Source organism: Paenibacillus ihuae (assembly GCF_001368795.1).
GTDB lineage: Bacteria > Bacillota > Bacilli > Paenibacillales > Paenibacillaceae > Paenibacillus_AQ > Paenibacillus_AQ ihuae.
Map to the genome: position 1 here is coordinate 628811 of NZ_LN831198.1, position 8992 is coordinate 637802.

At 52.2% G+C, this 8992-nt stretch carries 9 protein-coding genes and 1 pseudogene; 7 read left to right on the forward strand and 3 right to left on the reverse strand.

Features of this window, described 5'->3' with window-relative positions; all coding sequences use genetic code 11:
* The first annotated feature begins 78 nt into the window (after positions 1-78).
* Positions 79-405 carry a YnfA family protein gene (locus tag AQR02_RS02855; protein ID WP_054939306.1) on the forward strand — a complete coding sequence of 109 codons (327 nt, stop codon included), beginning with the start codon at positions 79-81 and terminating at the stop codon, positions 403-405.
* 144 nt (positions 406-549) lie between these two features.
* Here AQR02_RS02855 and AQR02_RS02860 read toward each other — a convergent pair whose 3' ends face one another.
* Positions 550-2238 carry a methyl-accepting chemotaxis protein gene (locus AQR02_RS02860; protein WP_054939307.1) on the reverse strand — a complete coding sequence of 563 codons (1689 nt, stop codon included), beginning with the start codon at positions 2236-2238 and terminating at the stop codon, positions 550-552.
* Positions 2239-2635: 397 nt separating this feature from the next.
* Between AQR02_RS02860 and AQR02_RS02865 the strand changes: the two genes are divergently transcribed.
* Positions 2636-3358, forward strand: a complete 723-nt coding sequence (locus AQR02_RS02865) for a queuosine precursor transporter (RefSeq protein ID WP_054939308.1) — start codon at positions 2636-2638, stop codon at positions 3356-3358.
* Between the two features lie 91 nt (positions 3359-3449).
* Here the strand turns inward: AQR02_RS02865 and AQR02_RS02870 are convergent, their stop codons facing one another.
* Positions 3450-4544 carry a M24 family metallopeptidase gene (locus tag AQR02_RS02870; RefSeq protein ID WP_054939309.1) on the reverse strand — a complete coding sequence of 365 codons (1095 nt, stop codon included), beginning with the start codon at positions 4542-4544 and terminating at the stop codon, positions 3450-3452.
* A gap of 240 nt (positions 4545-4784) precedes the next feature.
* Between AQR02_RS02870 and AQR02_RS02875 the strand changes: the two genes are divergently transcribed.
* On the forward strand, positions 4785-5627 hold the full coding sequence (locus AQR02_RS02875; protein ID WP_054939310.1) for an SDR family oxidoreductase: 843 nt from the start codon (positions 4785-4787) through the stop codon (positions 5625-5627).
* A gap of 96 nt (positions 5628-5723) precedes the next feature.
* Positions 5724-6227: a GNAT family N-acetyltransferase gene (locus AQR02_RS02880; protein ID WP_054939311.1), complete on the forward strand. Its 504-nt coding sequence runs from the start codon at positions 5724-5726 to the stop codon at positions 6225-6227.
* 33 nt (positions 6228-6260) lie between these two features.
* On the opposite strand, the gene AQR02_RS02885 is transcribed toward AQR02_RS02880, so the two are convergent.
* A complete protein-coding gene (locus AQR02_RS02885) occupies positions 6261-6605 on the reverse strand; it encodes a winged helix-turn-helix transcriptional regulator (RefSeq protein ID WP_054939312.1) in 345 nt (114 codons plus the stop codon).
* Positions 6606-6694: 89 nt separating this feature from the next.
* Between AQR02_RS02885 and AQR02_RS02890 the strand changes: the two genes are divergently transcribed.
* The 3 genes and pseudogenes from AQR02_RS02890 to AQR02_RS33420 form a co-directional block, all read left to right on the forward strand.
* Positions 6695-6955, forward strand: coding sequence for a YqkE family protein (locus AQR02_RS02890; protein ID WP_054939313.1), 261 nt, complete (start codon positions 6695-6697; stop codon positions 6953-6955).
* 363 nt (positions 6956-7318) lie between these two features.
* Positions 7319-8767, forward strand: coding sequence for an RtcB family protein (locus tag AQR02_RS02895; RefSeq protein WP_054939314.1), 1449 nt, complete (start codon positions 7319-7321; stop codon positions 8765-8767).
* Between the two features lies 1 nt (position 8768).
* Positions 8769-8992: pseudogene (locus AQR02_RS33420) on the forward strand (ATPase); the annotation flags it as partial.

Below are 8992 nucleotides of genomic sequence, written 5' to 3' on the forward strand. Positions count from 1 at the left end.
CGCTTCATCCGTGCGGGAGAACCTTGATATGGAGGCTGTGTACACAATTATGGGGCTGCCCGGAAAAGAGGGATAAGGGTGTTCATAGCGATTCTGCTGTTTATTGTGGCCGGACTGGCCGAGATCGGCGGCGGATATCTTATCTGGCTCTGGCTGCGGGAGTCCCGTCCGCTCTGGTACGGCCTTACCGGTGCAGTCATTCTGATCGCGTACGGCATCATTCCCACGCTGCAGAAATTTCCGTCCTTCGGCAGAGTGTATGCCGCTTATGGCGGGGTGTTCATTGTGTTGGCCGTGCTGTGGGGCTGGCTGGTTGACAAAAAAACCCCGGACCTGTATGACTGGATCGGGGCGGGCATCTGCGTAATCGGAGTGTCGGTGATCCTCTGGGCACCTAGAAGCTAGGCACGATCAGCCAGTGAAGGCGAAGGACTGTCTTTAGGAATCCTGACCAAGAGCCGAAATATTCGTGTAAAAAAGGGACTCTCCGGAAGCTGGCAGCTTCCAGGGAGTCCCTTGGTGTGATTGAAGTTGTTATGATCGGCGGGGCTAAATTTTGAACTGCCGCACGGCTTCCTGCAGTCTGACTGCTTGTTCGTGCAGATGCTCTACGGTCAGTGCGTGACCTTCCAGCTCCTGATACTGCCGGGAAGAGTTCTCGGCCAGCGAGTCCGCATTGGAGCGGGACTTGGCAGTAATCTGGGCGGCTTCCTCCACAGAGGCACTGACTTCTTCGGTTCCGGCAGAGATTTGCTGAGTGGCAGCCGAGACGGACTGAATGCTGTGGTTGATGCTCTGAATAAGAATGAGCAGGTGGTTGAAGGCATTTCCTGCTTCAACTACTTTGCTGACACCGGAAGAGACCTCCGAGTTTACATGATTCATCTCTTCTACCGAACGGTTCATATCCTCCTGCAGACCCAGCAGGAAATCGCGGATCTGCTCATTGGATTCCTTCGACTGCTCGGACAGCTTGCGCACCTCTCCGGCAACAACGGCAAAACCCCGGCCATGCTCGCCTGCACGCGCTGCTTCAATGGAGGCATTCAGCGACAGCATTTGGATCTGCTTCGTAATCTCCGTAATTCCCTGGACAACCTCACCGATCATTTGCGACCGCTCGTTCATGATACGGAATTGCTCCAGTGAATGTACAGAGGCGACCTCTACCTGGCGCATTTGTTCTACAGCACTCTGGGCAATCTCATTTCCGCCCGTCGCCTCTGCGGAAGCTTCACTGATCTGCTCGGTAACCTCGCCGGCGGCGGAAGCGATATGCTGGATGCCGACATTGATTTCATCCATGGCCCGGGAATTCTCCATAGCACTGCTGGCAATCGTAGCGCTGCCTTTGCTGATCTCACTTACGGACTCGGAGGAACGCTGAGCCATTTCGTTCAGCACTTCAACACGTGTTTTCAGATCATTAGCATCCGTGACGACTGTATTGGAGGTATCTAGAACCTGTCCGATCATATCCTTCAGCTTCTGGCCCATGCTGCGGAAGCTTTCGGACAGCTGGCTGACTTCATCATTCCCTTTAATCACCAGTTCCTGGGTAAAGTCACCGCTGGCCATTTTGTTGCTGTATGCCGTAAGCTGGGAGAGCGGGCGGGTGATTCTGCGGCTCATGTAATAGGCGGCGGCAAGGCCGATAATCAGCGAAGCAAGAGTAATGGCCACACTGGTCCAGATAATACTGTTGATTTTATCCTGAACAAAACCTACATCATAACTCACACCAATAACCATCGTGCTTCCGGGAATGCCAATATAGGCTGTTTTATGTATACCGTGACTGTCACTATATGTATCGCTGAGTCCTGTCTTTCCTTTGGCGGCCTGCTGCATTGCAGAGGTTACGGCAAGGCTTTCTTCAGCCTTTAGCTTAGCGCCTTGATCGGCAGTCAATACAGAGGCTTTACCTTCAGCCAGATTGATCAGAAAAACTGTCTCTACATCATGCTGCTCTTTTTTCTCTTTAAAATAGAATTGAAGATTGGTTGCAGCCTGTTCGCTTTTATTCAAGGTCTGCTGTGCATGTGTTGCGTTCATGTTCTTGTATACATCTTGGGCAGCGCCACCCAGGAGCTTATTAATCTGCGGCATGACGTAGTTGTCGATCGTATTCATCGAAATAAAGTAGAAGCTGACACTTAGCACAAGAGACGTAAGCAATAATACGACAAACAATAAGAGCGTGAACTTGCGGCTGATCGAATTTTTAAAACGTACCATTTCATTCTCTCCTTCTTTTGTTTGGATGCATCGTATATCCCATTGCCCATGCTTCACAGCAGGGGCAGGCAGCAATATATTCCGTAGGTCCAGGTCATATATCAGGCTATCGTTTTCCGGGAATCTGATTGATAACTATTCTATAGAATTAACCTCCGGTTGAATAGTGAAAAATTGAATTACAAAGCATAATTTTCAGAAAAATATGAATAATTATCGAAGGAAATGCTAGTTTTACGAAAATAGGCGGACACTGCACTGGATTTACAGAAATGAAATTTCCATGGCTTGTTAGCTATATATATGATAGAGTATTTATGTTTTTGTTTCTAACAAACTAAATAACCGCGGTTCGTAACCATCCCGCGTAACCAAAACTAGGAGGCTTCAGAGAAACATGTTTAATTTGCTGTGGGGTATTTTGTTCGTGGTTGTCAATTTTGCATTCTTTCTGCTCTGCTACCGCCTGTTCGGTAAAAAAGGCTTATATGCCTGGGTCGGAGTTGCAACGGTGATTGCCAATATTCAAGTGGCCAAGACAATTGAAATGCCGCTGGGAATTGTAATGACGCTGGGTAACACCATGTATGTCACGCTGTATATGACCAGCGATCTGCTTAATGAGAAATACGGGCGTTCTGAAGCGCGTAATGCGGTCTGGTTCGGTTTCTTCACACTGCTGATGACGACGGTGATTATGCAGATGGTTCTGATGTTCGAGCCGCAGGAGACGGATATAGCCCAATCTTCCCTGGAGACCATATTCGGCATGATGCCTCGTCTGGCATTGGGCAGCCTTACAGCCTATTTTATCAGTCAGTTTCTGGACGTACGGCTTTATTCATGGATACGCCAATATTTCAGCAGTTCACGCCAGCTCTGGATTCGTTCGAACGGCAGCACCATGATCAGCTCCTTTGTAGATACGCTGATTTTCTGCTTGATTGCCTTTGCCGGATTTTACGACCTAAGGGTATGGACCGAAATTTTGCTGACGACCTACTTATCGAAATTCCTTCTGACCGCTGCAGGTACGCCGATCCTTTATATTGCCCGTTCCTTCCGCTTTGCTGAAGAGACTGAGGCCCGCAGGGACACGGAAGCACGGATTGATTTATAGAACGGGCTTAGCGCCCAGATAGAAAAGCAGCAAGCCTCCGAAAGCGGGGCTTGCTGCTTTTTTGATAACCTTAATAGCATTAACCGGCTGGTTACAAATGAAGAACAGTCAGTTCCTTCGGATAGCTGGTCAATGTGACCGGACCGTCAGCCGTAATGAACACATCATCTTCAATGCGCACGCCGCCCAGGCCAGGTACATAGATTCCGGGCTCGACAGTGAACACGTTCCCGTTCTCGATAATATCTTCATTCAGGCCGTGCAGTGAAGGATATTCATGGGTATCCATGCCCAGGCCGTGGCCGACCCGGTGCATGAAGTACTCGCCGTAACCCGCAGCGTCAATGACATCACGGGCTGCCTTGTCAACCGAACCGAAGGTGGCTCCGGCTCTCGAGGCTGCGATGCCGGCCATATTGGCAGCGAGTACGGTGTTGTAAATCTCGACCAGCTTGGCGTCAATTTCACCCACAGCAAAGGTCCGGGTAATATCCGAGGCATAGCCTGCGGCATACACGCCCATATCGAACATCAGCAAATCACCTTGCCGGATAACCCGGTCACCGGGCACACCGTGCGGCAAAGCCGTTTTTGGTCCGGAGAGCACCATCGTATCGAAGGAGGGGCCGGAAGCGCCGACCTTTTTCATCAGATACTCAAGCTCTGCAACCAGCTCGATTTCGGTGACCCCGTTTTTAATGTGGCTCAGGCCGCGGCGGAGGACTTCCTCCACGAGCTCGGCGGCATGCTTCATCCGCTCGACTTCCTCCGGGGTCTTCTTAGCCCGCATGGCCCGCAGCAGGTGTCCAATGTCGCTGAATTGACCGGCCGGAACCGCCGCGGACAGCAGCTCGTAACGGCTCACGGAGAAGTGTTCCTTCTCGATGCCGAGTGTTCCCGGGGCAGCGCCGCCAAAACGCGACTTCAGCAGCTCATAAGGATTATCCGTATCGCTGTGCGTCAGGATCGTGGTGACGGAGGAGGCTGCATGGGCAGCTTCGGCATCGAGCGCCGGCACAATCAGTACAGGCTCCTCTCCGCGGATCAGCAGCAGACCCAGAAACCGCTCATGCGGGTTGCTGGAAAAGCCGGTCAGATAGTATACATGCTTGGGATCAGTTACGAGCAGGGCATCCAGCCCGTTACCCGCCATTCCTTGCTCCAGGCTGTTCAGAGCCTCATTCATTTCAGGTGTTCCCCTTTCGTCTACACGTTAAAACAACGTTATCATTATAGATCATAACCGGACGGGGTGCACCTGCAGGCGTAATTTGGCCGGAACCCGGAATTCACCTCCAGAAACTTTTGTGGGCTATCCTTTTCTTAACCCCCTGATATGATGTAACATAGCCTTAAAACATCTGCTTCATTAAGGCCAGGCCAGGGCTGAAGCTGGCAGGTTCTGCGCACGGGAGGGGATTCGGCCATGCAGGGAAAAACGGTGCTCGTAACCGGCGGCAATTCCGGGATGGGACTGGCAACAACAATCGAGATGGCCCGCCGGGGGGCAAAGGTGATTATGGCCTGCCGCAGCCAGAGGCGCGGTGAGGAAGCACTGGTGGAAGCCCGGCGGCAAAGCGGTTCGGACGACATTACGCTGATGCTGTGCGATCTGGCATCATTCCAGAGCATCCGCAGCTTTGCGGAGGAATTCTTAACAGAATATCCGGTGCTTGATGTGCTGATTAATAATGCCGGAGTCGTGACTGTCAAACGCGAGCTTACGGCAGATGGCTTCGAAGTGGATCTCGGTGTCAATCATCTGGGGCATTTTTTGCTGACGAATCTGTTGCTTGATCCGCTGAAGGCGGCAGAGCAGGGCCGGATCGTTGTTGTAGCCTCTGGTGCTTATAAGATTGGAAAGCTGTATCTGGACGATCATACGCTATCGCGCGGCTTCAATCCGGCTAAGGCCTATGCCCGTTCCAAGCTGGCTAATATCCTGTTTACCAGAGAACTGGCTGCCCGCCTGCAGGGAACTGCGGTTACAGCCAATGCGGTGCACCCGGGAGCGGTGGGGACAAGCATCGGAGTGAACCGCGAAACAGGGTTCGGCCGCTCGTTGCTGAAGCTGCTCTCACACTATTTCCTGACTCCTGAGCAGGGGGCAGACACGGCCATTTATCTGGCTACGGCACCAGAGCTGAGCAGAGTAACCGGACAGTATTATTACCGCCACCAAATCCAGCAGCTGTCGCCAAGGGCGGAGAATGCGGAAGAAGCAGCAAGCCTTTGGCAATGGAGCCTGGAGCAGACGGGAATGGCCTGAAGCACGGTTAAACCTTAGGATGGCGGTCATTAGGCGGATTCATTTCTTTAGCAGATTCATATCTTTTGTTGAGTATATTTTGGGAGGAATGGCAGAATGGCTTGGCACAATTACACCATAGAAGATGCAGCAATTGAGGATTTACAGGCAATCGTGGAGATTTACAATTCAACAGTAGCAGGACGGATGGTAACAGCCGATCTTGAGCCTGTGAGCATTGAAGACCGGGTCAAATGGTTCCATGAGCATAACAGCCACCATCGTCCGCTTTGGGTACTGAAGCAGGAGGGCGAGATTGCCGCCTGGTTCAGCTTCCAGTCGTTCTACGGGCGTCCTGCCTATAATGCAACCGCAGAGATCAGTGTCTATGTAAATGAGAAATTCCGCGGCAAAGGCGCCGGCAGCATTCTGCTGGCCAAGGCGCTTGAGGAATGCCCGCGCCTTGGCGTCCAGAATCTGGTCGGCTTTGTATTTGGGCATAATGAACCAAGTCTTGCCCTGCTGCGGAAATTTGGTTTTGAAGATTGGGGATTGCTGCCGGGTGTCGCCGAAATGGACGGCATCCAGCGTGATTTGGTTATTATCGGACGCAAGCTGTAGCAGATAATCCTGCTGTTCAGGAAGCGTGGACAGCTAATTCGGTGGAACCGTTTCAGGCCCGCAGTCGCCGGAATCTATCCAGGATTCAGACCACTTTTCCAGATCGCGGATTACCGACTCCAGCCCCCGGCCTTTATCTGTCAGGGAATATTGAATTCTTACAGGTGTCTCGGGAAAAACTTCGCGGAGGACAATCCCCTCCTGCTCCAGTTCCTTAAGCCGCTCCGACAGGAGTCTGCCGCTTACGGGCAGTGCCGCCTCGATGGTACTGAAGCGCTGCGGTCCCTGGAGAAGCTGATAGATGATTAAGCCCGTCCAGCGTCTGCCGATAATATCCATGCTTTTCTGTAACTTTGGACACAGGTCTATGGATTTCATTAGGCTCACCTCTTACTGAACATTATAAACGAAAAGACCTATAACTAAAACAAATTTGAAGGATATATAAGACCGAAAGGATGTCTGAAATGGCTAAAAAGAAGAAAACGGAAAGTGTACAGCGCCCCGCTCCTGCGGATGCCCCGGCCACACTTAAGGATTTGCTTAGCAGCGATGTGCTGAACAAGCTGAAGGCGCAGTCGGATGCGCTCAAGGCTGAAGAAAATGACAAAAAGGAAGCAGCCCGCAAGGCGGTTGAGGATCAGCGTAAAGCCGAGCAGAAGCGGCTGGAGAATGATTTTGCGCATCTGCTGGAGAACAGCAGCCAGGACTGGCATAAATTTAAGTAAACTAAACTTTACCAAATTCAGGGTTGACAATCTGCAGCAGCGCCATTTAATATTGGGTTTAACATTTAGAGAAGGGAGGCCGATGGGTCATGATTGGAACAAATGGTTTGAGAACGCCGGTAAGCCGCATGACAACTGCATATGAACAATCTGATCTCATCGCCTTCGTCCGGGAGACATGATGCGCAGCCCTGCCCATCAGTCACAACTGTATACGGGTGTGCTTTGAACTTGCGGAAGCATGAATTCGAAGCTCACCCAGCGCTCCGGGAGCCGTACGATCAGAACTGATCTGCGGCTCTTTTTGTGTTACCTGAAATTTGCTATCCGCCTAACCAACTTGAGAGGAAATGAAAATCACTTATGAATACCATAGATCAGCAAGCGGGCTATGAACCCCGCTATAAACACGAGGTGGCCCTTCCGGGCGGCGACCTCAAGGTATATGCCAGCGAGAAATTGTTTGGCTCACTTGATTACAAGGTCCTGGAAATGGCTGACAACAATCTGCAGATACCGAATATCGAATACATGAGCTATACGCCGGATGTGCATGTAGGTGTCGGAACCTGCATTGGTACTACTGCGGTCTGGGATGCCGCATCAGGTTATGTGTCGCCGTCCATCGTGGGCAGCGACATCGGCTGCGGCATGCGCGTGCATCTGACGAATCTGCACAAAGACGATCTGCGTGAGGTCAAGCTGCGCCGGAAGCTGGTCCGCGCCATCGAGAAATATCTGCCGATGGAAGCACAGCAGCGCGGCCATTACAGTGATATCCGGCTGGAGAATATCGTCCGCAAGGGGCTGCACGGCCTGCCGAACAAATACATCCCTGACAGCTATACACCGAAGAAATCAAGCGCGCTGTCCCATGTGGAGATCAGCAAGCTTTCCTTTGACGAGGAGATTCTGAATGAGCTGCCGGGTATGGCCTGGCACCGCGGTCACCGCCAGCTCGGCACTCTCGGCGGAGGCAATCATTTCGTAGAGATTCAGGCGATTGAAATCGCGGAGGAACAGCGGGGAGTAGCCGAAGCCTGGGGACTGCAGGACGGGCAGGTTGCCGTGATGATCCATTCCGGCTCCCGTGCCTGGGGCGGGCTGGTTAACCAGTTCTGTACCCCAGCCTTCGCCAAGGTAATGGGGCAGCTGGGGCTCGGGAGCGCCGACCCGCGGCTGATTTACGCTCCGCTTGCGCATCCGCAAGGCCAGCGCTATGTCAATCTGATGTACTCCGCGCTGAATTATGCGGTAGTGAACCGCCATCTGATCGCTTACGGGGTCCGCGAGGCTTTCCGGGACGTGTTCGGTACGAAATGCGAGCTGCGCACGCTCTACGATCTGATGCACAATTATGCCTGGAAAGAGGAGACCTCCTCCGGCACCAAGTTTGTGCACCGCAAGGGGGCAACACGTGCCCTGCCGGCCGGCCATCCGGATAATCCGTCAGTCTATACTGCGACCGGACACCCAGCGCTGATTCCCGGCTCGATGGGAACGGCTTCCTATATCATGACCGGCCTGCCCGGCGGGGAAGAAAATTATTATTCCATCTGTCATGGAGCGGGCCGTATCCGGTCACGCACAGCGACCAAACGGATGGTATCGGTCCATGAATTTTCACAGTCGCTGAAGGTAGGGCAGGCAGATGAGATTGTGGTGAATCAGCATTCTCTGGAATCTATTATTGACGAATCCCCTCAGGCCTATAAGAATGTAGATGAGATCATAGAAAGCGTTACGGGCGCCGGCCTGGCTGCTGTTGTGGCCAAATGCATGCCGCTCGCAGCGATAAAGGGGACGAAATAGAATGGAGCAGGAGTGCAGAAAACAAGCTGTGATTTATGAATACGACGAAGGCAAAAATGGCCTAATCAAGGGGTATGACGTTTATGCCCGCCTCGTTGACGGTATCCTTGAAGCGCTCTATTCCCGCTATGGTGTCCGTTATGAGCTGTATGCCAGTGATGATCCGAACAGTGAATATTGGAAGCTGCTGCTAGATGATGTGCAATCCGGCAATCCCGAGGTGGA

What these genes read in the sequence shown, in the direction of transcription:
- AQR02_RS02860 (WP_054939307.1), bottom strand. Translation starts at nt 2,238, where the DNA reads ATGGTACGTTTTAAAAATTCGATCAGCCGCAAGTTCACGCTCTTATTG.
- AQR02_RS02865 (WP_054939308.1), top strand. Translation starts at nt 2,636, where the DNA reads ATGTTTAATTTGCTGTGGGGTATTTTGTTCGTGGTTGTCAATTTTGCA.
- AQR02_RS02870 (WP_054939309.1), bottom strand. Translation starts at nt 4,544, where the DNA reads ATGAATGAGGCTCTGAACAGCCTGGAGCAAGGAATGGCGGGTAACGGG.
- AQR02_RS02875 (WP_054939310.1), top strand. Translation starts at nt 4,785, where the DNA reads ATGCAGGGAAAAACGGTGCTCGTAACCGGCGGCAATTCCGGGATGGGA.
- AQR02_RS02880 (WP_054939311.1), top strand. Translation starts at nt 5,724, where the DNA reads ATGGCTTGGCACAATTACACCATAGAAGATGCAGCAATTGAGGATTTA.
- AQR02_RS02885 (WP_054939312.1), bottom strand. Translation starts at nt 6,605, where the DNA reads ATGAAATCCATAGACCTGTGTCCAAAGTTACAGAAAAGCATGGATATT.
- AQR02_RS02890 (WP_054939313.1), top strand. Translation starts at nt 6,695, where the DNA reads ATGGCTAAAAAGAAGAAAACGGAAAGTGTACAGCGCCCCGCTCCTGCG.
- AQR02_RS02895 (WP_054939314.1), top strand. Translation starts at nt 7,319, where the DNA reads ATGAATACCATAGATCAGCAAGCGGGCTATGAACCCCGCTATAAACAC.